This window comes from Thalassospira sp. HF15, assembly GCF_011806525.1.
GTDB lineage: Bacteria > Pseudomonadota > Alphaproteobacteria > Rhodospirillales > Thalassospiraceae > Thalassospira.
Genome location: NZ_JAAVKI010000001.1, coordinates 162,233 through 188,410, shown reverse-complemented (window position 1 = coordinate 188,410; position 26,178 = coordinate 162,233). Strand labels below are relative to the sequence as shown.

Below are 26,178 nucleotides of genomic sequence, written 5' to 3'. Positions count from 1 at the left end.
GGTTAACACCTAACAAAACGGCGGCATGCTAGCCGCCGTTTCATCAGGTACAAAATGAAACTTATGCGGAAGCTTCTTCTGCAGCTTCGGAAGCAGCAGCTGCCTCGGCCGGAACTTCTTCCGCTTCGCCGAGATCTGCGCCAGAAGCAGTCATTTCTTCCTGGATGCCGTCCAGAACAGAACCAACGAACAGATCGCAATACAGCTGGATTGCGCGGATCGCGTCGTCGTTGCCCGGAACCGGGAACTGAACGTTTGCCGGATCAGAGTTGGAGTCGAGGATCGCAACAACCGGGATGTTCAGGTTTTTGGCATCCTGAATAGCAAGCGATTCTTTGTTGGTGTCGACCACGACGATGATGTCGGGAAGACCACCCATGTCCTTAATACCGCCAAGAGCGCGCTCAAGCTTGTCGCGCGAACGGGTCAGGTTCAGGATTTCTTTTTTGGTCAGACCTTCTGCGCCAGCGTTCAGAATCTCGTCCTGTTCTTTCAGGCGCTTGATCGAGTTGGAAACGGTGTTCCAGTTGGTCAGCATGCCGCCGAGCCAGCGATGGTTGACATAGTACTGGCCGCAACGCTTTGCAGCGTCTGCGATGATCGGGGAAGCCTGACGCTTGGTACCGACGAAGAGAACACGACCACCTGACGCGGTTACGTCACGAACTGCCTGCATCGCACGATGCAGCATCGGAACGGTTTCCTGCAGGTTCAGGATGTGGATGTCGTTGCGTGCACCAAAGATGTACGGTTTCATCTTCGGGTTCCAACGGCGGGTGTGGTGACCAAAGTGGACACCAGCTTCCATGAGCTGGCGCATGGTAAAGGTTGGCAAAGCCATGATAATTCCTACCTTTTTCCGGTTAATACCTCCGCGGAAGGGAATTCCATACACCAAGTATGAAACACCGGATGGACGAGTTGCCATATGACGGCAGTCGCCGCTCTTCCGCGTGCGATGTTCGAGGCGGCTTTTAGCCCCCTCTTTGACAGAATGCAAGCCCAAAAAGCACCGTACGCAGCACCTTTGGGCCAACCGCACGTACCCTAACGGAAATATGGGCCAGAGGTCAAAAATCTTTGACAAAAGTAAAACGTTCGTTTTACATTTATCGTCATGGACACGAAAAACAAACTCCTTACATCCGCCGAAAGGCTGTTTGATCAGCAGGGTTTCAACGCGACCAGCATGGACCAGCTGACTGAAGCCGCCCAAATGTCGAGCCGCACCCTATACAAGCATGCCGGTGGCAAAACCGGACTTGTCAAACAAGTCCTGTCGGCGCGCGATAAGCGCTTCCTGCAGATGATTGATGTCCAAAGCATTGATGATTTGTTTGAGGCATTAAAAACCTGGACCCGGACCGAAGGCGCGCGTGGATGCCTTTTCTTGCGCGCCTATGGCGAAACAGGTAGCAACACACCTGAAATCACGGACATTGTCCTCAGCCACAAAGCCGCCTTTCATGCGCAAGTCGCAAGATTGGTGACAGGCACAATTGGGCCAGACCACCCAAATCTCGGCACTCTAACCGCACAAATCCTTGTCCTGATCGAGGGCAGTACGGCAGCAGCTATTTATCAGGGCGAAGATGCGATCACTGCCGCCCATCAAGCAGCATCCACCCTGATTGCCCAGGCCAGCGCATGAGCACCGCATTTCGTATTGGCGCGACCGGATTTGGCCTTATCGCCGTTTGTTATGGCTTCGCACGGTTTGCCTTCGGATTATTTTTGCCCGTCATCGACCAACAACTGTCCATGGGCCCAACCATTTCAGGGTTCATTTCAGGCGGATCCTTTTTGGGCTACTGCATCGCGATCATCGCATCAGCAGCACTGACCGAGCAGTTTGGACCACGTCGTGTTGCAATTGGTGCATCGTTGGTCGCAGCCCTGGGCATGATTGGCATTGCGACAGCTCCGAATGCAACCTGGCTGGCGTGCGCCGTCTTGGTTGCCGGATCAAGCACCGGTCTGGCATCACCGCCGATGGCCGCCGCCGTTGCTTGCGCCGTGCAGGCCCATCAAAAGAATAAAACGAATGCAACCATCAATGCCGGAACCAGCGCGGGTGTCGCGCTATCCGGTCCCATTGCGCTTTTGATCACCGGAGAGTGGCGCATGGCTTTTGCGGGGTTTGCCGTGACTGCCATTATCATGGCGATCATAAGCGCCATCACCCTTCCATCGTCGCAAAATGCGACAGCGACCCGGCATCGTTTACCGCAGTTTAACGGCAATATAAGGCGCTTGATGATTGCAGCATTCCTTATGGGAGCTGCAAGCACCGCACTTTGGTCATTTGGCGGCAAACTTGCGACACTGCGCCTTGGCTGGCAAAGCGATGAAGTCGGGATTTTATGGATTGCCATTGGATCAGCTGGCATTGCCGGGGCGTTTGCAGGCAACCTTGTCGCGCGCTTTGGTGTGAGCCTTACGCACTGGTTCTTTTTGGGACTTTTGTCGGTTGGAATGCTGGCTGTCGGGTTTGAAGGGGCCAGTGCACTGACAACATTTCTTGGCGGCGCTCTGTTTGGTGGGGCTTATGTAATATTGACCGGCGTGTATCTGATCTGGGGTGTCAACGCCCTTCCCCGTCGCCCTGCCACAGGATTAATGATCGGTTTTTTGATGATTGCAGTTGGACAAACCGTCGGCGCGCCGGTGTTCGGCATCCTAATCGATACGCTTGGCCCCGAATATGCGGTGCTGTCCTTTGCCATCCTCAGTATTCTGGCCGGGCTTACCCATACCGGGCAAAAAGCCGCCCTTGCCTGACCATCATGTAAAACAGCCCGGCATCAAATAAGAAGTGCCGGGCTGTAACTTTTCGAAAAGCAATTTGCTTTGACCTAGATTTCCTCGGCGAATTCCACACCCGGGATCGCGCCAATCGCCCCGATCAGTGACGGGCCGACCTTGTAATTTTCTTCGAGTTCAATCTCGGCCATGCGGCCATCATCGCAAACCGACGACAGGGTCACCAATCCACGCCCCTTGCCAGCCTGTTCCAGGAGCTGGCGGATTTCATCGACGGGGTCAGGTCGGTTCAAGCGAATACGAATACCTTCGGCAGCACCGGCAACAGCCTTTTCAAGGTCTTCGACGCGCTGGCCTTGAATACGCAATTGCCCTTCGCGCATTTCAGCAGAGACATTCAGCAGTACCGGACGCCCGGCGGTGATGATTTCCTTATAGGCGGCCCATGCTTCTGCCCAGAAGGCGACCTCAAAACTGCCGGTCGGATCAGAGAACATGACAAAGGCGAACTTAGAGCCGTTCTTTTTGGAAATCATTTCGCGTGCATTGATCAGGGTTCCGGCAAGGCGGATCGTACCCTTGTTCGAGGCACGCATACGTGCTGGCAGTTCCTTGATCGGGGCAATGCCAATGCGCTGAATGCTTTTGCCAAACGTATCAAGCGGATGAGCCGACAGATAGAACCCGATGGCCGAGAATTCCTCGGTCAGTTTTTCCATCGGCACCCAGTCACGTTCGTCAGGCAGACGGATCTGATCCTTGCCAAAGCCGCTGCTGTCGCCAAACATCGAAATCTGATCGTCATTGCGCGCGTGCATTTCGCGCTGGGCCACGGCGATGACCTTGTCGACATTTTCAAACATGACCTTGCGGTTAGACGCCAGACAATCCAGCGCCCCTGCCCGCACAAGGTTTTCAAGCAACCGCTTATTGACCGCGCGGCTATCGATGCGCGATGCGAAGTCGGTAATATCCTTGAAAGGCCCATTGGCTTCGCGTTCGGCGACAAGGCTTTCCATAGCCGCGTCACCGACATTTCGAACAGCGGCAAGTGCATAACGGATCTTGCGCACGCCATCATGGTTTTCCACCGAAAACGCCACCTGGGAGTTGTTCACGCAAGGCGGCAGGATTTCGATTTCAAGCCGTTCGACCTCCTGCTTGAACACCGCCAGCTTTTCGGTGTTGTGCATATCAAGCGTCATCAGGGCGGCCATGAATTCGACCGGATAGTTCGCCTTGAGATACGCAGTCTGATAGGCCACCAGCGCATAGGCCGCCGCATGGGATTTGTTAAAGCCGTAGGAGGCGAACTTGGCGACCTGATCAAAGATGTCAGACGCCTGCGCACGATCGACACCGTTCTTTTCAGAACCATCGACAAACAGGCTACGCTGCTTTTCCATCTCCTCGGCGATTTTCTTACCCATTGCACGACGCAACAGGTCAGCACCGCCAAGCGAATAACCCGCCATGATCTGGGCCAGCTGCATGACCTGTTCCTGATAGATCATGATGCCATAGGTTTCTTCGAGGATCGGCTGCAGCATCGGGTGCATGTAATCAGGTTCTTCCTGCCCATGCTTACGCGCGATGTAATGGGGGATGTTATCCATCGGGCCCGGACGATAGAGCGCCACGACCGCGATAATATCTTCAAGCGTATCGGGCTTCAGACCGCGCAGAACATCCTGCATACCCTGGGATTCAAGCTGGAACACGCCGACAGTTTCAGCCGCCGACAACAGTTTGAAGGCCGGGCGGTCATCAAGGGGAATTGCGCCAATATCAAAGTCTTGCGGGACGTCTTTGCGAAGACGCATGAGGTTTACGGCCTCGATAATCACCGTAAGTGTCTTGAGCCCCAGGAAGTCAAACTTCACCAGTCCGGCATTTTCAACATACTTCATGTTGAACTGTGTGACCGGCATATCAGAGCGCGGATCGCGATAAATCGGGACCAGTTCATCAAGGTCGCGGTCGCCGATCACCACACCTGCCGCGTGGGTCGACGAGTTCCGATAAAGACCTTCGATCTGCATGGCGATGGACAGCAACCGATCAATATCCGGATCCTCGCGCGCGATGCGGCGCAGGTCCGGTTCCATATCGATGGCTTCTTTCAGCGGGATCGGCTTGGCCGGATCGCCCGGGATCATTTTACAGATCTTGTCGACATAGCCATACGGGATCGACAAAACACGCCCGACGTCACGCACAGCCGCCTTGGCCTGCAACTTACCGAATGTGATGATCTGCGCGACACGGTCATGACCGTACTTTTTCTGGACATATTCGATGACCTCGCCGCGCCGGTCCTGACAGAAATCGACGTCAAAGTCAGGCATCGACACACGTTCCGGGTTGAGGAAACGTTCGAACAGCAACGAGAAGCGCAGCGGATCTAGGTCGGTAATCAATAGCGCATAGGCGACCAGCGAGCCTGCACCCGACCCACGGCCCGGCCCGACCGGGATTTCATGATCCTTGGCCCATTGGATGAAATCGGCAACGATCAGGAAGTAGCCCGGGAACCCCATCTGATTGATGATGCCGAGTTCATACTCAAGGCGCTCCCAATAGGGTTTGGCGATTTCTTCCTTTTCCGCATCCGACATTTCGTCGGTAAAGACATGCTTTTCGAGACGACCTTTCAGGCCCTCTTCGGACATGTGGCGGAGTTCATCGACCTCGGTGCGGCCCTCGCCGCAATCAAAAGGCGGCAGGATCGGGTCAATCTTTTCAACGTGCCACGAGCAACGCTTGGCGATCAAAAGCGTGTTGTCGCAGGCCTCAGGGATATCGGCGAACAGATCACGCATTTCCGCAGCCGATTTGAAGCGGTGATCGGGTGTCAGTTTCCAGCGATCTTCCTGACCAACAACCGCGCCCTGCCCGACGCAAATAAATACGTCGTGGGCTTCATACATATCGACCGTGGGGAAGTAGCAGTTATTGGTCGCGACCAGTGGCACGTCGTGATCATAGGCAAGCTTGATCAGACCGGGTTCAACCAGCTCTTCGAGTTCTTCGCCGTGGCGCTGGAGTTCGATGTACAAACGGTTGCCAAAGATTTCCTTGAGCTCGGCAAGGCAGTCTTGTGCCTTTTCCACCTGCTCGTCCCCCAGAAGGCGCGCCAGCGGGCCGGTTGGGCCGCCGGTCAAACAGATGATGTGTTCGCCATATTCACGGATATGCTGATACAGCGCCTTGGGCTCGCTTCCGGCTTCTGACGTCATGTGGGCGCGCGAAACGATTTTCAGCAGGTTGAAATAACCTTCCTTGTTCTGGGCGATCAGAACAAGGCGGTCTGGCATAGGTTCACGGGCGATTTTACCAACGCTGGGTTTGTCGCCAAAGCGTTCCACACCCATCTGAACACCAAGAATCGGCTGAATGCCCGCATCACTCAGCGCCCCGGCAAAATCAAGCGCACCGAACATGTTGTCGGTATCGGTCATCGCCACGGCCGGCTGACCATCCGCCGCGCAGAGTTTGGCAAGCTCCTTGGTCGTGATCGCACCTTCGGCAAGCGAATAGTTGGTGTGTACACGAAGATGGACGAAACCGTTTCCCATCGGAGCCAGACCTCTGAAATATAAGAAAAATGCAGGGTTCGCGCGCCACCAAACGACGCGACAAAACCAGCTTAAAGAATTTTGATCGCTTAGGAAAGCTCGGCCGGGTCGAGTTCGATCAAATGACCATCCCGCAGCGTCACGACGCGATCCATCTGACGTGCGAGTGCCGGGTTATGGGTCGCAATCAGCGACGCCAGACCGGTTTCACGCACCAGTGTCATCAACATGCCAAACACGGTATCGGCCGTCTGCGGATCAAGGTTGCCGGTCGGTTCATCGGCAAACAAAACATCGGGTACATTGGCCAGCGCACGCGCAATCGCGACACGCTGTTGCTCGCCGCCGGAAAGACGTGCCGGACGATGGTCCGCACGGTTTTCAAGACCAAGGCAGCGCAGCAGTTCAAGACCGCGCACTTCGGCCTCGGCACGTTTCAGACCATTGATCATTTGTGGCATGACGACGTTTTCAAGGGCTGAAAATTCCGGCAGCAAATGATGATACTGATAGACAAAACCGATGTGGCTGCGGCGCATTTCGGTTCGTGCCAGATCAGACAAATCCGTGCTGCGCTTGCCACCAATCGAGACCAGCCCGCCATCGGGCTTTTCCAGCAAACCGGCAATCTGAAGCAGGGTCGATTTACCCGCGCCCGATGGCCCGACAAGAGCGACGATTTCGCCCTGATGGATTTCAAGATCGACCGATTTCAGGATTTCGAGCTGATCGGGGCCCTGATTGAAAATCCGGTCGATTTTGTCGAGCCGCAGCACGACATTGCGTGCGCGTTCTTCGGCGGTTGTTTTCATCACATCACTCATAACGCAGGGCCTCCACCGGATCGAGGCGCGATGCCCGCCATGCCGGATACACCGTGGCAAGGAAGGACAGGGTCAGCGACATGATGCAGACCATCACGACCTCGCCGACATCCATGTCGGCAGGAAGCTGCGACAGGAAGTAAATTTCGGCATTGAACAGGTCGGTGCCGGTCAGGCTTTGGATGAATTGACGAATGTTTTCGATATTCAGACAGAACAGAACGCCAATGACCAGGCCAGAGATCGTGCCCAGCACACCAATCGACGCCCCGGCCAGAAAGAACACCTTCATGATCGACTGACGGGTCGCGCCCATGGTGCGCAGGATCGCGATATCGCGCCCCTTGTCCTTCACCAGCATGACCATGCCGGAAATGATGTTAAAGGCCGCAACCAGAATGATCAGCGTCAGGATCAGGAACATCACATTGCGTTCGACCTGCAGCGCATTAAAGAACCCGGCATTGGATTGCTGCCAGTTGACCAGTCGCAAACGTTCCCCCGCCAGGGTCGTAAGCAACTCGTCCATCGTGTCATCAAGGGATCCGATATCTTCAAGCATCACTTCAAAATGGGTGATTTTTTCCGGCAGTCGGAAATAGGTCTGGGCCGCGGCCAGCGGCATGAAGATAAAGCCACTGTCATATTCATACATGCCGATATCAAACAGACCCGCCACCGTGTAGCCCCGCACACGCGGCACGGAACCAAAGGCGGTCACATTGCCCTTGGGCGAAATCAGGTTGACTGTATCGCCAACGCCAACGCCAAGCTTCATGGCCAGACGCGCGCCCATGATCACGGTGTCTTCACCCTTGAATTCATCAAGCGAGCCGAAAACGATATTGTCCGCGATGGTTTTGCGTTGTTTGACATCTTCGGGGCGCATGCCACGCACGATCGCACCGGATGCCCGACCGTTTTTCGATGCCATCACCTGCCCTTCGACCACCGGCACGGTCAGCACGACATTGCCGTTCTTGGCAATCTCGTCTTCGATCTTGGCGTAATCGCCAATGCCGCCATTGCCCTGTGCATAGACAGAGATATGACCGTTCAGTCCGAGAATTCGGCCAAGCAGTTCCGCGCGGAAACCATTCATCACCGACATGACAATGATGAGTGTCGCAACACCCAGCATGATGCCAAGCAACGAGAAGATGGCAATGACGGAAACAAAGCCTTCCTGCCGACGTGGACGCAGGTAGCGGAAGGCCACCATACGCTCGAACGGACTGAACATGGGCAATCGATCCTTGTGGAAGCAGGTCAGGAAACCGGGTTGGATAAAAAACACTTAGCACCCAAACCGGAAATGGCAACGGGGCAGCAAAAAGCTGCCCCGAGGTAATGCATTCTCAGATCAGCCGTTGATCTGATTAAGAGCCGCCTCAAAGGTGACTTCGGTTTTTTCACCCGATTTGCGGTTCTTGAGTTCAACAACACCGTTCTTGAGGCCTTTGGGGCCAATCACGATCTGCCACGGCAGACCGATCAGGTCCATATCGGCAAACTTGCCGCCTGCGCGGATGTCGCGATCATCATAAAGGACCTCGATCCCGGCATTGGTCAGCTTGCTATAGGCATCTTCACAGGCCGCGTCACAAGCGTCATCACCGGTCCTAAGGTTGATCAGGCCAACCTGATACGGTGCGACAGCTTCGGGCCAGATGATGCCGTTTTCGTCGTGGGATGCCTCGATCAGGGCGCCGACAAGACGCGACACACCAATACCGTATGAGCCCATCTGGACCGGAACTTCGGTGCCATCCGGGCCAAGGACAGTTGCGCCCATCGGTTCGGAGTATTTGGTACCGAAATGGAAGATGTGACCAACTTCAATACCGCGCGTGGTGACAAGATCATCCCCCAATGCGGTGACAGCATCGTTGCTGGCGTCGTGCATCTCCTCGGTCGCGGCGTAGTCTTTAAGCGTGCCCTGCACCCAGTTTTCAAGGCCGGTACGATCATTAAGATCAACGCCCTTGCCGGTCAGGTCTTTTTCCAGCCACTTCTTGTCGCAGAAAACTTCACTTTCGCCGGTATCGGCCAGAATGATGAATTCGTGGCTAAGGTCCCCGCCAATAGGGCCGGTATCGGCCACCATCGGGATCGCCTTGACACCCAGACGGGTGAAGGTGCGGCAGTAGGCCAGGAAAATCTTGTTATAGGTGTGACGCGCGCTTTCGTAATCGATGTCGAACGAATAAGCGTCCTTCATATAGAATTCGCGACCACGCATCACGCCAAAGCGCGGGCGGATCTCGTCACGGAATTTCCACTGAATATGATACAGCAGCTGCGGCAACTGTTTATAAGAGCGCACATCCTTGCGGAAGATGTCGGTGATCGCTTCTTCGTTGGTCGGACCAAACAGCATCTTGCGATCATGACGGTCGGTGATGCGCAGCATCTCAAGACCGTAATCATCATAACGACCACTTTCCTGCCAAAGCTCGGCTGGCTGGATGGTTGGCATCAGAAGCTCGTTAAAGCCGATCTTGTCCTGTTCTTCACGAACGATCTGTTCGATCTTTTTAAGAACACGGTGGCCGAGCGGCAGCCAGGAATAGATCCCTGCGGTCAGCTGGCGCACCATACCGGCGCGGAGCATAAGACGGTGGGACGCAATCTGGGCTTCCGAAGGAGTTTCCTTCAGGGTCGGCAGAAAGAACTGGGAAAGACGCATCAATGCCTCGTGATGATCAAATCTGAATATTTTAACCTTGCCCGGAAAATGCGACAGAGCAGCCCGAAACGCAAGCCGGAACTTGCTTTATATCATCTATATCCAGCCAGGGACCAAAGATGGCAAAACTGCGATGGCCATCAGGACAGGTTATGCGTGATCAGTGAAAGCCCGCCTTGCGGCACGCCTCAATCAATTCGGCGTTGTTTGCAGCATCACCAAGCGGCTGGTCGTTAAAATAGACCTGTCCGTTGCGATAGGTGATCTTGCCGATGCTTTGTTCACCGCTGACGCCGTTGGGCACCGCAATTCCGGAATATTCAAAGAAGTCGATGGAAACCGGAAATTCGATTTCCTTGGGCAGCGACTTTAAAATGTTGCTGCCCCCGTTCAAATCCGCCGGGGCCACTTCATTGCCTCGTACATCCACACCCGGCTTATAGGCAACATCATCTTCGGGTACATGGCGCAACAGTTCCTTGCACGCCGACCGCGACACCGTGATTGTCGAAACGGGTGCCTCCGTCGATGCTGCAGCATCATCGGCAGCCGCGTTGTCTGTTTCGCTGTCCGCAGACGGGAACGGGGATTCGTCCTGCGCCCGCACAACAGTCACCGGCAATGCCATCACCATGACGACGACAACGGCCGTCAATAGTCTGATTTTATGACCAAAAATGGGACGAACAATAGATTGGACCAATGAAGAATGGGGCATGATGCAGTTTTGTCCTATCTGTGTGCAGTGCAGCAACGATTCATTTGTGAAGTTTGGTCAAAACATCTTGCATAAAAACGAAACATGTGGCTTTTTAGTCCTCCGCTAACGGCGTAAGATCGTTGCGGAAGGCGTATCGCAGCCGCTCATAATATTGCGGGAGGCTTTGTTGCCAATAAGCATACAAGAAGCTGGCGCGACGTCGAAATAAAACCTGTGCATAAGCCCAGGTCTTAGGAGGAAGTATAAAAAGATTACGGGAAAACAGCTATAAAAATAGCGTCTTAGCAAGATCCTTGTGATCTTGCTTTTTTTTTACCCCTACCCGATGAGCCATGCCTTTTATGCAGGGCTAAACGACAAAACCCCGCAGCAATTTGTGCGGGGTTTTATATTTTTCAGGCGGTCGGAAATCGACTTATTGCGGCGGGCGAACTTCGATCATGCCGCTGGTGATGACAAACCATGCGACCGCCCACAGGATCAGCGAAATCAGACTGGTCGCAAGGACCTTCTTCCACATATGCGGTTTTTCCGGGGCGCCGCTGTCATGACCGGGTTCGACATTTTCCACACGCTTAACGCCCACCGGCAGCACCATGAACAGAACCAGCCACCAGATAACGATGTAAACAAGCAGTCCGGAAAACCAGTTCATGGGTGTCTCTTTGGGTTGGTGGCGTGAATTAGGTGGTCAGCAGACGATAGAAACCCCCAGACCTTTTTGCAAGGCCGGACACGGTGACATAAGTCTCGCTGGGGGGCGGCCTTGATCAAACCTGTTCGAGTTCGACAAGCGTACCGTTGAAATCCTTGGGATGCAGGAACAGAACCGGTTTGCCATGGGCACCAATCTTTGGCTCGCCATCGCCGAGAACACGTGCGCCACTTGCCTGCAGCTTGTCACGGGCAGCAAGAATGTCATCGACTTCGTAGCAGACATGGTGAATGCCGCCCGATGCGTTCTTTTCAAGGAAGCCCTTGATCGGGGAGTTTTCGCCCAGTGGATAAAGCAGTTCTATCTTGGTGTTGGGCAGTTCGACAAAAACAACCGTGACCCCGTGATCGGGTTCGTCTTGCGGCTCTGAGACTTTTGCCCCCAAAACATCACGATATTGGGCGATGCCAGCTTCAAGGTCCGGCACAGCAATCGCAACGTGGTTCAGCCGTCCAATCATGGTGTTCTCCTAAAGTCTTTAATCTGCCCGATCGACGCCAATTTAGGGCCTAGCCCGGTAAAGAGACAACTGCGCTTTTGGTCGAATACCCGAAGCGTGCAGGATCACCCCTGCTCTGTCACGCGGACCAGATGCACTTCGATCAGCGGACGTTTGCCCATGCGTTGACGCACCGGACGACGCAGCGCCTGACGTACTGCCAGAATCACGGCGGCATCATCAAGAACTTCTTGGTCATTAAGCTGATCAATACGATTGCCGATTTCAGCCGCAAAGTGATCAAGGCGGGTTTCTTCGCCGGGTTCGTCAAACAGGCTTGGGGCCGTGATCATTGGTTCATTGACCATTTCACCAAACTGGTTGAGCACCACGGTGACGAACATCACGCCGTTCCAAACGATGCGATTACGATTGCGGAAGGTATCAGAATCCCGTTTGAGCAACCGGCCGCCATCAAGGGCAAGAACACCGGCCTCTGCCACACCAATCACATGGGCATCGCCCGGTGACAGTCGGATCACCGTGCCATCATGCGGGATGACCTGCTCGGGGATCTGGCATTCCGCGCCCAAGGCGGCCTGTTCACAGAGATGGCGGGTTTCGCCATGCACCGGCACGAGAATTTTCGGGCGGGTCAGCTGATACATCCGTGTCAGGTCTTCGCGGCCCGGATGGCCCGATACGTGGATCGGTTCGTCACGGGCAGTGATGACTTTGATGCCGCGCCGGATCAAAAGGTTCTGGATATAGCCGATGGATTTCTCGTTGCCGGGAATTTCACGTGCCGAGAAGACAACGGTATCGCCCGGATCAAGCTCAACCTTTGGATGGTCACCTTTGGCAATGCGCGAAAGTGCCGCACGCGGTTCGCCCTGTGATCCGGTGCACAGCAAAAGCACCTGATCCTTGGGTACTTCCATGGCATCTTCGTCACTTAGAAGATTTGGATAGCCCTTGAGGTAACCGACTTCGCGGGCGGCCTCTGTCACGCGGTTGAGCGAGCGACCAGCAAGCCCGACACAGCGGCCATTTTCATGGGCCGCTTCGATCACTGACTGTACACGTGCAACGTTGGTGGCAAAGCAGGCAACCGCGATGCGGCCCTGCGGGTGTTCTGCAAACAGCGTGGACAGATTTTTGGCCACCTCACCTTCGGAGCCTGTTTTGCCTTCGGAGAACACGTTGGTCGAATCACAGACCAGCGCCATCACGCCTTCATCGCCAAGCTCTTCGAGCTTTTTGACATCCGATGCCTCGCCGATCTGGGGATCGGGATCGAATTTCCAATCGCCGGTATGGACGATCAGTCCTTTGGGCGTGCGAATGGCAAGGGCGTTGGGCTCCAAGATCGAGTGCGTCATGGTGACGAATTCGATATCAAAACAGCCAAGCTCAAACCGGCCACCAAGTTCGATCACATGGATCGGCACTTCATCGGCGAAATCGGTTTCAGAGAGTTTGGCCTTTAGGAATTCAGCCGCAAACGGGGTCGCGTAGATCGGGCATTTCAGACGCGGCCAAAGATAAGGCACAGCACCAAGATGGTCTTCGTGCGCGTGGGTCAAAACGAGACCAAGCAGCTTGTCCTTGCGGTCTTCGATAAAGGTCGGGTCAGGCATGACCACATCGACGCCCGGCAGGCCTTCCTCACCAAACGAGACGCCCATGTCGACCATCAACCACTGGTCGTCATAGCCATAAAGGTTCAGGTTCATGCCGATTTCGCCGGACCCACCGAGCGGCACAAACAACACGTCATCTTTTGGCAAATACAAATCCACTTAGGGTATCCTTTGTTTTCGGCACAGCGTTCAGATGCGGGATAATCCTTCCCCTGCCTGGGCGCAAGTGTTTATCAGGCTTGCTTGGCTGTCTTCTGGCTGTTGCGACGATAGATCATCAACAGCCCCAGCATCGTCAGATCACCGTGCAGATATTCAATTTCATCAACCGCCTTGGTAAAGAGCGGCGCAAGACCGCCCGTTGCCACGACTTTGATATGGTCAAGATTTTGCTGTTTGCGAATACGTGCCAGCAATCCTTCGATCATCGAGACATAGCCCCAATAGACACCGGACTGCATGGCCTCGACCGTGTTTTTGCCCACCACACTGCGCGGTGCTTCGATCGCAACCATCGGCAGTTGGGCCGCAGCCATATGCAGCGCCTTGATCGACAGGTTCACCCCCGGCGCAATCACACCGCCAAGGTAATCGCCATTTTCGTCAACAACGTCAAAGGTCGTCGCCGTGCCGAAATCAAGCACCACCAGCGGTCCACCGAACAATTCATGAGCGGCAATCGCGTTCACAAGACGGTCAGCGCCGACCTCGCTTGGGCGGTCCATGATGACTTTCATGTCCAGATTGACCGCCGGATCGCCAACAACCATCGGTTCAATATCAAAATAGCGGCGACACAGGGTTTTCAGGCTGAATTCCGCCGCCGGCACCACAGTCGCAATGATTGCGCCGGTGATGGCATCCACTGGAACATCCGATAGCGTAAACAGGTGGCGCAACCACACCCCCAATTCATCGGCCGTACGTTCGGTCGTGGTCGAACAGCGCCACTGACCCTTGATGGTATCGCCATCAAAAACGGCAAAAACGATGTTGGTGTTTCCGGCATCAATCGCAAGCAACATGATGCTTACAAGCCTCCGCTACAAAGCAAGCTATGGGGTGAAGTCAGGCGGCAAAGAAAACTTCGCCAGCCCCGATGCGATGTTCGACACCGCTATTTTCTCTTAGGATAAGTGAGCCATCCTCATCAAGCCCGACGAAAGTTCCTTCGAGCTCGCGTTCGGTCAGACGCGCCACAACCGGTTTGCCAATACCATATCCACGGGTCAGCCACGCGTCGCGGATCGGCTCGAAACCATCCTTTTCCCAGATCGGCAGCCAATGGGCGACGCGCGCAACATAGGTTGATACCAGATCATCGACCGAAACCGGGGCACCAAGCGCCGCCAGCGAGGTTGCCGGGCGTTCCGAATCATCGGGAAAAAAGGCAACATTCACCCCTGCCCCGATTACAAGGTAATCGGTTGCCGCCCCCCGATTGGAGGCACTTTCAAGCAGGATCCCGCAGATCTTGCGGCCATTGACCATCAAATCATTGGGCCATTTGCAATCCGGGCGGACCTTGCCACCGGTTACGGTTTCGACCGCCTCGGCCATGGCAACCGCAATCACGAAGGTCAGTCGGGCCGCCTCGGCCAGGGAACAGGTCGGGCGCAGCAAAAGCGAGGAATAAAGATTGCCAACAGGCGATGACCAGGCACGACCACGGCGACCACGGCCGGAAGTCTGGGTTCTGGCTAGAACAAGGGCGCCACTTTGGGCGCCCTTGTCAGCGAGGCGTTTGGCCTCTTCATTCGTGCTGTCGACCGCTTCCAGTTGGTGAAGGTGGAAACCTTCGGGAAGACGGATCGTTCGCAAAGCCATTCTTACATCCCAAACAGCGATGCCGCGGCAATAGCTGCGCTATCCATCAGCGGGTTCGGGAAGAAGACGAAGGCCAGGATGATGATCGTGGCAACCGCCATGATGACATTCATCTCGGTACCATTGCGATCGAAGCCTTCGACCGGCTCGTCAAAGTACATGACCTTGATGATACGCAGATAGTAATAGGCACTGACGACCGAGGTCACCAAACCGATAACTGCAAGCGTAACAAGACCAGAATCAACGGCGGCCTTGAAGACATAGAACTTGCCAAAGAAGCCTGCCAGCGGCGGAATACCGGCCATCGAGAACATGAAGATCGCGGTAATCGCGGCCATCAGCGGCTTGGTTTTGGCCAGACCGGCAAGGTCGGTGATTTCCTCGTTCATGCGATCATTACGACGCATGCACAGGATCACGGCAAAGGTGCCAAGGTTCATGACAAGGTAGATACCCAGATAAACCAGAACACCGGTCACACCTTCTTCGGTGCCTGCAGCCAGACCAACCAGTGCGAAACCAACGTGACCGATGGACGAATAGGCCATCAGACGTTTGATGTTTTCCTGACGGAGTGCTGCAAAGGAACCAACCGCCATCGACAGGATGGAGATCAGGACAATGATCTGCTGCCAGTCTTCAACAGCACCACCAAACGGACCAACGGCAACGCGGATGAACAGCGCAAGACCGGCAATCTTCGGAGCAACCGCAAAGAAGGAGGTCACCGGGGTCGGCGCACCTTCATAAACGTCCGGGGTCCACATGTGGAATGGAACAGCGGAAACCTTGAAGCACAGACCGGCAAAGATGAATGCCAGACCAACCAGCGCACCAAGCGGCAGTTCACCACCGACAAGGGTATCACCAAGAACGTCGAAGTTCGTGGTGCCGGTGAAGCCATAGACCATCGACATGCCATAAAGCAGGATGCCCGAGGCAATCGAACCAAGGATGAAGTATTTCAGACCCGATTCCGTCGAACGCACGGTGTCACGGCGGATGGCCGCAACGACATAAAGTGCAAGCGACTGCAGTTCGAGACCGAGATACAGCGACAGCATGTCGGTTGCCGACACCATCGCCATCATGCCAAGGGTGGCAAGAGAGATCAGGATCGGGAACTCGAAACGTGCCATGTTTTCGCGCTCGGCAAAGTTCATGGCCATGATGATGCCGGTTGCAGAACCGATCAGGATCAGGACCTTGCAGAACTTGGCAAACGGATCAGCGCTGAACTGACCATAGAAAGCCGAACCACCATCACCCATTACCACCAGAGCGATGGCAACGATCTGGGCGGCAACAGCCAGCCAGGATACAGTGCGGAAGGCTTTGTCCTTGCCGGCGAAAACCCCAAGCATCAACAGCGCCAAGGCAGAAACTGCCATAAACATTTCGGGCAGCGCGGCCCCGAGGTTGAGCATAGAAACTCCCATGTTCATTCCCCTCAATTCGCAGCCAGCTGGGCGGCATGTGCCGCGGCAGCTTGGGCCGTTTCGACCTGGTTGACGAGGTTCTCAACCGAGACATGCATGATGTCGAGGAAGGAGACCGGATAGACCCCCATCCACAGAACGATGATCACCAGCGGAGCAAAGATAAGCCATTCACGCGGGCTCAGATCGAGGATGGTTTTCAGGTTCTCTTTGGTGAGCGCCCCGAAAATAATCCGACGATAGAGATACAGCGCGTAGGTCGCACCAAGGATCAGACCGGTTGACGCAAAGAATGCAACCCAGGTGTTGGCTTCGAATGCACCCAACAGTGTCAGGATTTCGCCAACGAACCCACCGGTGCCCGGCAGACCAACCGATGCCATGGTAAAGAACATGAACATCAGCGCGTAGCTCGGCATACGATGAACCAGACCGCCATACGCATCAATCTCGCGGGTATGGATACGGTCATAGACCACACCGACACACAGGAAGAGTGCACCGGAAACCACACCGTGGCTGAGCATCTGGAAGATCGAACCTTCGATACCGTGCTGGTTAAAGGTAAACGCACCGATCGTGACAATACCCATGTGGGCAACCGATGAATACGCAATCAGCTTTTTCATGTCCTGCTGGGCAAGTGCGACCAGCGAGGTATAGATGATTGCAACAATCGACAGCGTGAAGACGAGCGGCGCGAAGGTTTCAGATGCCAGCGGCATCATCGGCAGCGAGAAGCGCAGGAAACCGTAACCACCCATTTTCAAAAGCACGCCAGCCAGGATCACAGAACCAGCCGTCGGTGCCTCAACGTGGGCATCTGGCAGCCAGGTATGGACCGGCCACATCGGCACCTTGACGGCAAACGATGCGAAGAAGGCCAGCCACAGCCAGAGCTGCATATTATAGTCAAAACCGTATTCCATCAGGGTCGGGATATCGGTGGTGCCTGCTTCGAAATACATCGCAAGCAAAGCGACCAGCATCAGGACCGAACCAAGAAGGGTGTAGAGGAACAGCTTGAATGCCGCATAGACGCGACGCTGACCACCCCAAACGCCGATGATGATGAACATCGGGATCAGGACGCCTTCGAAGAACAGATAGAACAGCAGACCGTCAAGGGCGCTGAACATGCCGACCATCATCGTTTCAAGAACGAGGAAGGCGATCATGTATTCCTTCACGCGCTTCTGGATCGCTTCCCATGCCGACAGAATACAAATCGGGGTCAGGAAGGTCGCAAGCAGGACGAACAGAACGGAAATACCGTCAACGCCCATGTGATAGGAAATGTTAAGACCCGGCATCCAGTCCGCCTGCTCGACGAACTGGAAATCTGCGGTCGTTGCATCAAAGTTCACCCACAGCATCAAGGATACGAGGAACGTGAACCCCGAGGTCCAAAGCGCAACCCAACGGGAATTGCGGGCAACAGTCGCCTCTTCACCGTTGATCAGCAGCAGCAGGGCTGCACCGACCAGCGGCAGGAAAGTGACGATCGAAAGAATTGGCCAATCACTCATCGCCCGTTAACCCATCTTCCAAATTGTGTAGGAGACCAGCGCCGCAATGCCGATCAGCATCGCAAATGCATAGTGATAAACGAAACCACTCTGAATGGCGCTGACGCGACGTGCGATGTTACGGCAAACCGCTGCAACACCATCCGGACCGCAACCATCGATGATGGCACCATCCCCTGATTTCCAGAAGCCATAGCCCAAAGCAAAGGCCGGCTTGACGAAAATCTTGTCATAGAGTTCGTCGAAGTACCATTTGTTCAGCGCGAAGCGGTAAACACCGTTGAAGGTGTTGGCAAGCGTGCGCGGAAGCGACGGAACCAGCTTGTACATGACAATCGCAAGCGACAGACCGGTGATCATGGCCACAAACGGTGCCCATTTCACCCAACCCGGAACATGGTGTGCATGTTCAAGGGCCTGATGGCCTTCTGCCATGAAGATCGCGCCGTTCCAGAAGGACAGCATTTCTTCATAGTCGCCACCACCGAACCAGCCATGGGCGAACCAGCCTGCAAAGACGGCACCAACGGTCAGGAACAGAAGCGGACCGGTCATGACTGCCGGGCTTTCATGTACATGCGCCATGGTACGTTCATCGGCACGCGGTGCGCCGAAGAAGGTCAGGAAGATCAGACGCCAGCTGTAGAACGAGGTCATCAGAGCCGCAAGGATACCAGCCCAGAACGCATACAGGCCAACGCCGGTATGTGCCGCATAGGCGCTTTCAAGGATAAGGTCCTTGGAATAATACCCCGCGAAGCCCGGAACACCGGTAATCGCCAGCGTACCAATCACCATCACAGCGAAGGTCAGCGGGATCATTTTCGCAATGCCGCCCATCTTGCGCATGTCCTGTTCATCAGACATGGCGTGGATGACCGAACCAGCCCCAAGGAACAGCAGCGCCTTGAAGAAGCCGTGCGTCATCAGGTGGAAGACACCCGCCGAATAAGCCGACACGCCGCAGGCAAAGAACATATAGCCCAGCTGCGAACAGGTCGAATAGGCAATCACGCGCTTGATGTCGTTCTGAACACAGCCGATGGTCGCCGCAAAGAATGCGGTCGAGGCACCAACGATGGTCACGATCATCAGGGTGGTTTCAGCATATTCAAAGATCGGCGACAGACGCGCGACCATGAACACACCGGCCGTCACCATGGTTGCCGCGTGAATAAGGGCGGAAACAGGCGTCGGGCCTTCCATTGCGTCAGGAAGCCAGGTGTGCAGACCAAGCTGTGCCGATTTACCCATCGCACCGATGAACAGCAGGAAGCAGGTAATCTCAAGGGCTGAGAACTCATGGCCCAGGAACATCAGCGTGGTGCCGGCGACTTCTTCGGCATCGCCAAAGATAACGTCGAACTGAACGCTGTCGAACAGGACATAGACCGCAAAGATACCAAGGGCAAAGCCGAAGTCACCGACACGGTTGACGATGAAGGCTTTCATCGCAGCAGCCGAAGCCGACGGTTTGGAGTACCAGAAACCAATCAACAGGTACGATGCCAGACCAACGCCCTCCCAGCCGAAGAACAGCTGGATCAGGTTGTCGGCGGTAATCAGCATCAGCATCGCAAAGGTGAACAGGCTCAGATACGCCATGAAGCGCGGCTTGTCCGGGTCATGCGACATATAGCCGATGGAATAGATGTGAACCATCGAGGACACGCCGGTCACAACGATCAGCATCACACAGGTCAGCGTATCGATACGCAGCGCCCAGGATGCATCAAAGCTGCCTGATGAAATCCAGGTGAACAGTTCAATCACAACCGGGTTGCCACCCAGGGCAACATCGACAAAGGCAAAGATCGAAATCACAAAGGAAATCACGACACCGGCAACGGTGATCAGCTGTGCAACGCGATCGGCCGAGGACGCACCATGATGGTGATGACCGTGGGCATCGTGCGGGGCCTCTTTCGCGGTCGACATGGCGCTGACCAGCGTGATGGTCCCGGCAAGGATCGCCGCGATCAGGGGCAGGAATACAATCAACGGATACATATCTGCCTTACCCCTTCATCATGTTGATGTCTTCAACCGCGATGGTGCCGCGGTTACGGAAATAGACGACCAGGATCGCCAGACCAATCGCTGCTTCAGCCGCAGCAACCGTCAGAACGAAGATGGTAAAGACCTGTCCGACGAGGTCGCCGAGGAACGACGAGAACGCGACCAGATTGATATTGACCGCCAGCAGCATCAACTCGATCGACATCATGATGATGATGACGTTCTTGCGGTTCATGAAGATGCCAAAGATCCCGAGTGTGAAAAGGATCGCCGCGACGGTCAGATAATGTGCAAGACCGATTTCCATCAGATCCCCCTTCCGACCGGAACTTTTTTGACTTCAAGCGTATCAGCGCGGGTACGCTTGACCTGCTCGGAGATTTTCTGACGACGGACACCTTCACGGTGACGCAGTGTCAGGACAATTGCGCCAATCATCGCAACAAGCAGAACCAGACCAGCCGCCTGGAAGATGTATGCGTAATCGGTATAGATCAGTTGACCGAGTGCTTCGACGTTGGTCAGCCCTGCCGGTGTTGGCTGCGCGAGAACCGCGACTGCCTCATCGGTAAGGGTCCAGCCAGCGCCAACCAGTGCAAGTTCGACGAACAGAACAACCGCGATCAGAATGCCGATCGGCAGGTAGTTCAGGAAGCCCTGACGCATCTCGACAAAGTTAATGTCGAGCATCATGACGACGAACAAGAACAGGACTGCAACCGCGCCGACATAGACGACGACAAGCAGCATGGCGAGAAACTCGGCACCCAGCAGGACGAAAAGTCCGGCTGCGTTAAAGAATGTCAAGATCAGCAACAGTACCGAATGCACCGGGTTGCGAACGGTCACAACCGCAGTCGCGGCCAAGACCGCGACGGTAGCAAACAGGTAAAAAGCCAAAGCCTGTACGACCATAAGGTACCCCCTTGGCGAACCGTTGTTGCCCCAATGGCTTACAACGGCCCATGAACTCTCTTTCTAACGATCAGACGCGACACTTACCGATAAGGTGCGTCTGCCTCCAATCGTGCAGCAAGCTCGGCTTCCCAACGCTCGCCGTTTGCCAGCAGCTTGTCCTTGTCATAGAACAGCTCCTCGCGGTTTTCGGTTGCGAACTCGAAGTTCGGACCTTCGACGATGGCATCCACCGGGCAGGCTTCCTCGCAGAAGCCACAGTAGATGCATTTCGTCATATCAATGTCGTACCGCGTGGTACGACGCGAACCGTCATCACGCGGCTCGACCTCAATGGTGATGGCCTGTGCCGGGCAAATGGCTTCGCAGAGTTTGCAGGCGATGCAACGCTCTTCGCCGTTCGGGTAACGGCGGAGCGCATGTTCACCACGGAAACGCGGGCTCAGCGGGCCTTTTTCGTACGGGTAGTTGATCGTCACCTTGGGCTTGAACATGTACTTCAAGGTGAGCGCCATTCCCGAAACGAGTTCCGCGAGCAGGAAGCTCCGGGCCGTCCGATCTATAAATGACATCGTTTACCTCTCTCTTTCCGATGCGCGGCGATCAGGCCGGGACCTTGTCAAAAACAACGAGGAACGTTGCAACCAGCATGACCCATGCGAAAGACAGCGGCAGGAAGATTTTCCAGCCCAGACGCATCAGTTGGTCATAGCGGTAACGCGGGAAGGTTGCACGGACCCACAGGAAGATGAACAGAACGAAGCAGATCTTGAGGATGAACCAGATTGCGCCCGGGATGAATTCGAGGAACGGCAACGGCGCGCTCCAGCCACCCAGGAACAGAATGGCGCACAGGCCACTCATCAGGATCATGTTCGCGTATTCACCAAGGAAGAACAGCGCAAAGGTCATTGCCGAATAGTCGACGTTGTAACCCGAGACCAGTTCGGCTTCCGCTTCGGGAAGGTCAAACGGTGCGCGGTTGGTTTCTGCCAAAATGGACACGATGAAGACGATGAACATCGGGAAGTGATAAACGAAGTTCCACTCCCAGATACCGCCAACCTGCCCCCGGACAATGTCGCTGAGGTTCAGCGAACCGGTCGTCAGCAGAACCGAAATGATGATCAGGCCAATCGAAATCTCGTAGGACACCATCTGGGCGCCGGAACGCAGCGCACCAAGGAAGGCGTATTTGGAGTTCGATGCCCAACCGGCCATCACGATACCATAAACACCCAGCGACGAAATCGCGAAGATGTAAAGAATACCAACATTCAGATCGGCCAGAACCATGCCCTCGTCGAACGGAATAACCGCCCAGGCGATGATTGCCAGAATAAAGGTCAGCATCGGGGCAATGATGAACACGCCCTTGTTCGCGCTGCTCGGAATGATTGTTTCTTTCAGAAACAGCTTCAAACCATCGGCAAGCGGCTGCAGCAGCCCAAACGGCCCCACAACGTTCGGGCCCTTACGGAGCTGAATAGCACCGATGACCTTACGCTCGGCGTAGGTCAGATAGGCGACAGCACCCAGCAACGGCAGGACAATCGCCAGAATTTTGGCGACGATCCAGACGAGCGGTTCAATATATCCGTCCCAAAGAAGTTCCATCGGTCAAACCGTATCTTTTGCGTTTCGTCCCAAAATTGGGACACCCCCTTGCGGGATGAGCGACGATCAGATCGTCGCCCCCCTTACTCAGGCAACCTTCTCGGCAGCCGCATCCTTGACAAAGGCCTCAGTACATTTGGCCATCGTCACCGATGCACGGCTGATCGGGTCGGTCATATAGAAATTGCGAACCGGCGATGCGAAGCCTTCCGGCATCATGTCGCCTGCCTTGCCGAAATCGGTCCATTCCGCCTTGGTCGGAACATTCAGCGACGCGAAGGTCGGGCTGAGTTCCACCATGCGTTCACGAACCGCATCAATATTGTTGTATGGCAGGGTCTGATCGAGCGCACCGGACAGTGCACGAACAATCGCCCAGTCCTCACGCGCGTCACCAAGCGGGAAGATCGCACGCCAGCCCTGCTGGGCGCGGCCTTCGGTGTTGACATATGTACCGTTCTTTTCGGTGTAAGCCGCACCCGGCAAGATCACATCAGCTGCCTGTGCACCGGCATCACCCATGGCACCCTGGTAAATGACAAACGCCTTTTCCAGTTTGCTCATGTCGACTTCGTCGGCACCGAGAAGATAAACAACCTCGATATCGCCTTTGGCAGCGCCATCAAGAATGTCGTTGGTTGCAAGACCGCCCTCACCCGGCACGAAGCCAAGATCAAGACCGCCAACACGCGATGCAGCGGTGTGCAGAACGTTAAAGCCGTTCCATTCACCGGCAACCATGCCGTATTTCTCGGCGATTGCGCGGGTCGCAGCAAGAACAGCATCACCGTCTTCACGGGCAAGCGCGCCCATGCCGACAATGATCATCGGCTTTTCAGCAGCCTTGAGAACCTTGGCAAAGTCGTTCTTGCCATCCAGAATTTCCTGGAGGGTGTCCGGACCGGCACCAAGATAATCGTTCTTGTAGGTCGGATCCCACTTTTCACCAATGATGCCGACTTTGAAATCGCCAGCGGTCGCACGCCAGCGCTTGCGCAGGCGGGAATTGATGATCGGTGCTTCGGCACGGACATTGGCACCGACGATCAGGCAGGCATCTGCATCGTCAATACCGGCAATCGTGCTGTTGAAAATATAGGAAGCACGCGGGCCGCCAATTTTCGATCCGTCTTGACGGCAATCAATATTGGCAGAACCAAGCTTGCCCATCAGATCCTTAAGCGCGGTCATCGCTTCACAATCAACCGTGTCACCGGCAAGGGCGGCGATCTTTTTGCCATCCAGACCGGAAACCTTCGCCTTGATCGCAGCAAATGCTTCGTCCCAGCTTGCCGGCTGGAGCTTGCCATCCTTGCGAACATAAGGACGGTCAAGACGCTGACGCTTCAGGCCGTCAATGGCGTAACGGGTTTTGTCCGAAATCCATTCTTCGTTGATGTCTTCGTGGGTGCGCGGCAGAACACGCAGCACTTCGCCAGTACGGGCATCAATACGAATGTTCGATCCAACCGCATCCATGACATCGACGCTATCGGTTTTCTTGAGCTCCCACGGACGCGCGGTGAACGCATACGGCTTGGAGGTCAGTGCACCGACCGGGCACAGGTCAACAAGGTTGCCTGACAGCTCGGAGTTGATCGATGCTTCGATATACGGTCCAACCTCGGTGTCCTCGCCACGGTAGACGGCACCCATGGTGCCGACACCGGCGACTTCCTCGGAAAAGCGGACGCAGCGGGTGCAGTGAATGCAGCGGGTCATGATCGTCTTGACGATCGGGCCCAGTTCCTTGTCCTTCACGGCACGTTTTTTCTCGGCGTAACGCGAAGAGTCAAAACCATAGGCCATTGCCTGGTCCTGCAGGTCACATTCACCACCCTGGTCGCAAATCGGGCAATCCAGCGGATGGTTGATCAGCAGGAATTCCATCACGCCATTGCGTGCTTTCTTGACCAGGTCGGAATCGGTTTTGATCACCATTCCATCTGCCGCAGGCATGGCGCAGGACGCGACCGGTTTCGGCGCGCGTTCCATTTCGACCAGACACATACGGCAGTTGCCGGCGATTGACAGGCGTTCGTGATAGCAGAAACGCGGGATTTCCTTACCGGCCTCTTCACAGGCCTGAAGGACTGTCGCCCCGGCTTCTACTTCAACTTCAATACCGTCAACTGTTAGTTTCGGCATGTCTCAATCCCTCTCAACAGGCCTCTCTCAGGCCGCGATCCGTGCGCGATATTCCTTGATCCGACGTTCCATTTCGGGACGGAAGTGACGGATAAGGCCCTGAATTGGCCATGCCGCAGCATCGCCAAGCGCACAAATGGTGTGGCCTTCGACCTGTTTGGTCACATCCCACAACAGATCAATCTCATCGAGCGTGGCTTCGCCGCGAACCATGCGCGTCATCATGCGCATCATCCAGCCGGTACCTTCACGGCACGGCGTGCACTGACCACAGCTTTCATGCTTGTAGAATTCCGACAGACGCGCGATCGCGTAGACAATGTCGGTCGACTTGTCCATGACGATCACTGCAGCAGTACCAAGACCCGAGCCCACTTCACGCAGGGCATCGAAATCCATCAGCACGTCGTCGCAGACGTCTTTTGGCATCAGCGGAACAGATGAACCGCCCGGAATAACTGCAAGAAGGTTGTCCCAGCCGCCACGAACACCGCCGCAATGCTTTTCGATCAGTTCCTTGAGCGGAATGCTCATGGCTTCTTCGACCGTGCACGGCTTTTCAACGTGACCGGAAATGGCAAACAGCTTGGTACCGTGGTTGTTTTCACGACCAAAGCTTGAGAACCATGAACCGCCACGACGCAGAATGGTCGGAACAGCAGCAATTGATTCAACGTTGTTCACCGTGGTCGGGCAACCGTACAGACCGGCATTTGCCGGGAATGGCGGCTTAAGACGCGGCTGACCTTTTTTACCTTCCAGGCTTTCGATCAGGGCGGTTTCTTCGCCACAGATGTAAGCGCCGGCACCAAGGTGCAGGTAAATGTCAAAATCCCAACCCGAACCGCAGGCATTTTTGCCAACCAGACCGGCTTCATAAGCCTGATCGATGGCGATCTGCAGGTTGGAGGCCTCGTGATAGAACTCACCGCGGATATAGATATATGCCGCATGCGCATTCATCGCGAAGCTGGCCAGAAGGCAGCCTTCGATCAGGGTATGCGGATCATTGCGCATGATCTCGCGGTCTTTGCAGGTCCCCGGCTCGCCTTCGTCGGCATTGACGACAAGGTAGCTCGGACGACCATCGGATTCCTTGGGCATGAAGGACCATTTCAGGCCAGTCGGGAAGCCTGCGCCCCCACGACCACGCATACCGGATGCTTTCATCTCGTCGATGATCCAGTCGCGGCCCTTTTCGATCAGTGCCTTGGTACCATCCCAGTTACCACGGGACTGCGCGCCCTTGAGGCCGAAATCCTGGAAACCATACAGGTTGGTAAAGATACGATCCTTATCCTGCAGCATA

22 protein-coding genes are annotated in these 26,178 nt (G+C 55.2%); 2 read left to right on the top strand and 20 right to left on the bottom strand.

What is annotated here, in order from left to right; genetic code table 11:
• Positions 1-61: 61 nt before the first annotated feature.
• Positions 62-841, bottom strand: coding sequence for a 30S ribosomal protein S2 (gene rpsB, locus HED22_RS00885; RefSeq protein WP_008891206.1), 780 nt, complete (start codon positions 839-841; stop codon positions 62-64).
• A 276-nt stretch (positions 842-1,117) separates the two neighbouring features.
• Here rpsB and HED22_RS00880 point away from each other — a divergent pair, with 276 nt between their 5' ends.
• Both HED22_RS00880 and HED22_RS00875 read left to right on the top strand, forming a co-directional pair.
• Positions 1,118-1,651 (top strand): TetR/AcrR family transcriptional regulator, encoded by a 534-nt coding sequence (locus tag HED22_RS00880; RefSeq protein ID WP_167717914.1) that lies wholly within the window; start codon positions 1,118-1,120, stop codon positions 1,649-1,651.
• Positions 1,648-2,781 (top strand): MFS transporter, encoded by a 1,134-nt coding sequence (locus HED22_RS00875; RefSeq protein WP_167717911.1) that lies wholly within the window; start codon positions 1,648-1,650, stop codon positions 2,779-2,781. The genes HED22_RS00880 and HED22_RS00875 overlap by 4 nt, the downstream gene beginning before the upstream one ends.
• A 74-nt stretch (positions 2,782-2,855) precedes the next feature.
• Here HED22_RS00875 and dnaE read toward each other — a convergent pair whose 3' ends face one another.
• The 19 genes from dnaE to nuoF all read right to left on the bottom strand — a co-directional run bounded on the left by dnaE (position 2,856) and on the right by nuoF (position 26,177).
• The gene (dnaE, locus tag HED22_RS00870) at positions 2,856-6,341 is read right to left on the bottom strand and encodes a DNA polymerase III subunit alpha (RefSeq protein ID WP_167717909.1); all 3,486 of its coding nucleotides are present in this window, start codon (positions 6,339-6,341) and stop codon (positions 2,856-2,858) included.
• A gap of 89 nt (positions 6,342-6,430) precedes the next feature.
• Positions 6,431-7,165, bottom strand: coding sequence for an ABC transporter ATP-binding protein (locus tag HED22_RS00865; RefSeq protein ID WP_167717907.1), 735 nt, complete (start codon positions 7,163-7,165; stop codon positions 6,431-6,433).
• Positions 7,158-8,408: a lipoprotein-releasing ABC transporter permease subunit gene (locus tag HED22_RS00860; RefSeq protein WP_167717906.1), complete on the bottom strand. Its 1,251-nt coding sequence runs from the start codon at positions 8,406-8,408 to the stop codon at positions 7,158-7,160. Before HED22_RS00860 ends, HED22_RS00865 begins: the two co-directional genes overlap by 8 nt.
• Positions 8,409-8,528: 120 nt before the next feature.
• Entirely contained in the window at positions 8,529-9,854 is a 1,326-nt protein-coding gene (proS, locus tag HED22_RS00855) for a proline--tRNA ligase (RefSeq protein WP_167717904.1), read from the bottom strand.
• Positions 9,855-10,014: 160 nt separating this feature from the next.
• Positions 10,015-10,509, bottom strand: a complete 495-nt coding sequence (locus HED22_RS00850) for a hypothetical protein (RefSeq protein ID WP_254869647.1) — start codon at positions 10,507-10,509, stop codon at positions 10,015-10,017.
• Positions 10,510-10,990: 481 nt separating this feature from the next.
• Positions 10,991-11,230 (bottom strand): DUF1467 family protein, encoded by a 240-nt coding sequence (locus HED22_RS00845; RefSeq protein WP_167717900.1) that lies wholly within the window; start codon positions 11,228-11,230, stop codon positions 10,991-10,993.
• Between the two features lie 115 nt (positions 11,231-11,345).
• Complete coding sequence (gene mce / locus HED22_RS00840; RefSeq protein WP_044826779.1) at positions 11,346-11,750, bottom strand: methylmalonyl-CoA epimerase; 405 nt, start codon at positions 11,748-11,750, stop codon at positions 11,346-11,348.
• Between the two features lie 104 nt (positions 11,751-11,854).
• Positions 11,855-13,531 carry a ribonuclease J gene (locus tag HED22_RS00835; RefSeq protein ID WP_368484455.1) on the bottom strand — a complete coding sequence of 559 codons (1,677 nt, stop codon included), beginning with the start codon at positions 13,529-13,531 and terminating at the stop codon, positions 11,855-11,857.
• Positions 13,532-13,605: 74 nt separating this feature from the next.
• A complete protein-coding gene (locus HED22_RS00830) occupies positions 13,606-14,397 on the bottom strand; it encodes a type III pantothenate kinase (RefSeq protein ID WP_167717898.1) in 792 nt (263 codons plus the stop codon).
• Between the two features lie 43 nt (positions 14,398-14,440).
• Positions 14,441-15,199, bottom strand: a complete 759-nt coding sequence (locus HED22_RS00825; RefSeq protein ID WP_167717895.1) for a biotin--[acetyl-CoA-carboxylase] ligase — start codon at positions 15,197-15,199, stop codon at positions 14,441-14,443.
• 2 nt (positions 15,200-15,201) lie between these two features.
• On the bottom strand, positions 15,202-16,641 hold the full coding sequence (nuoN, locus tag HED22_RS00820; RefSeq protein ID WP_254869646.1) for an NADH-quinone oxidoreductase subunit NuoN: 1,440 nt from the start codon (positions 16,639-16,641) through the stop codon (positions 15,202-15,204).
• 11 nt (positions 16,642-16,652) lie between these two features.
• Positions 16,653-18,170, bottom strand: coding sequence for an NADH-quinone oxidoreductase subunit M (locus HED22_RS00815; protein ID WP_167717893.1), 1,518 nt, complete (start codon positions 18,168-18,170; stop codon positions 16,653-16,655).
• Positions 18,171-18,176: 6 nt separating this feature from the next.
• Entirely contained in the window at positions 18,177-20,180 is a 2,004-nt protein-coding gene (nuoL, locus tag HED22_RS00810) for an NADH-quinone oxidoreductase subunit L (protein ID WP_167717891.1), read from the bottom strand.
• Between the two features lie 7 nt (positions 20,181-20,187).
• Complete coding sequence (nuoK, locus tag HED22_RS00805) at positions 20,188-20,496, bottom strand: NADH-quinone oxidoreductase subunit NuoK (RefSeq protein ID WP_007089416.1); 309 nt, start codon at positions 20,494-20,496, stop codon at positions 20,188-20,190.
• Complete coding sequence (locus tag HED22_RS00800; RefSeq protein WP_167717889.1) at positions 20,496-21,104, bottom strand: NADH-quinone oxidoreductase subunit J; 609 nt, start codon at positions 21,102-21,104, stop codon at positions 20,496-20,498. The genes nuoK and HED22_RS00800 overlap by 1 nt, the downstream gene beginning before the upstream one ends.
• Before the next feature lie 83 nt (positions 21,105-21,187).
• The gene (gene nuoI / locus HED22_RS00795; RefSeq protein ID WP_044826786.1) at positions 21,188-21,676 is read right to left on the bottom strand and encodes an NADH-quinone oxidoreductase subunit NuoI; all 489 of its coding nucleotides are present in this window, start codon (positions 21,674-21,676) and stop codon (positions 21,188-21,190) included.
• 31 nt (positions 21,677-21,707) lie between these two features.
• Positions 21,708-22,721, bottom strand: coding sequence for an NADH-quinone oxidoreductase subunit NuoH (gene nuoH, locus HED22_RS00790; protein ID WP_167717887.1), 1,014 nt, complete (start codon positions 22,719-22,721; stop codon positions 21,708-21,710).
• 87 nt (positions 22,722-22,808) lie between these two features.
• Complete coding sequence (nuoG, locus tag HED22_RS00785) at positions 22,809-24,869, bottom strand: NADH-quinone oxidoreductase subunit NuoG (protein WP_167717885.1); 2,061 nt, start codon at positions 24,867-24,869, stop codon at positions 22,809-22,811.
• Positions 24,870-24,896: 27 nt separating this feature from the next.
• On the bottom strand, positions 24,897-26,177 hold the full coding sequence (nuoF, locus tag HED22_RS00780) for an NADH-quinone oxidoreductase subunit NuoF (RefSeq protein ID WP_167717884.1): 1,281 nt from the start codon (positions 26,175-26,177) through the stop codon (positions 24,897-24,899).
• Position 26,178 lies beyond the last annotated feature (1 nt).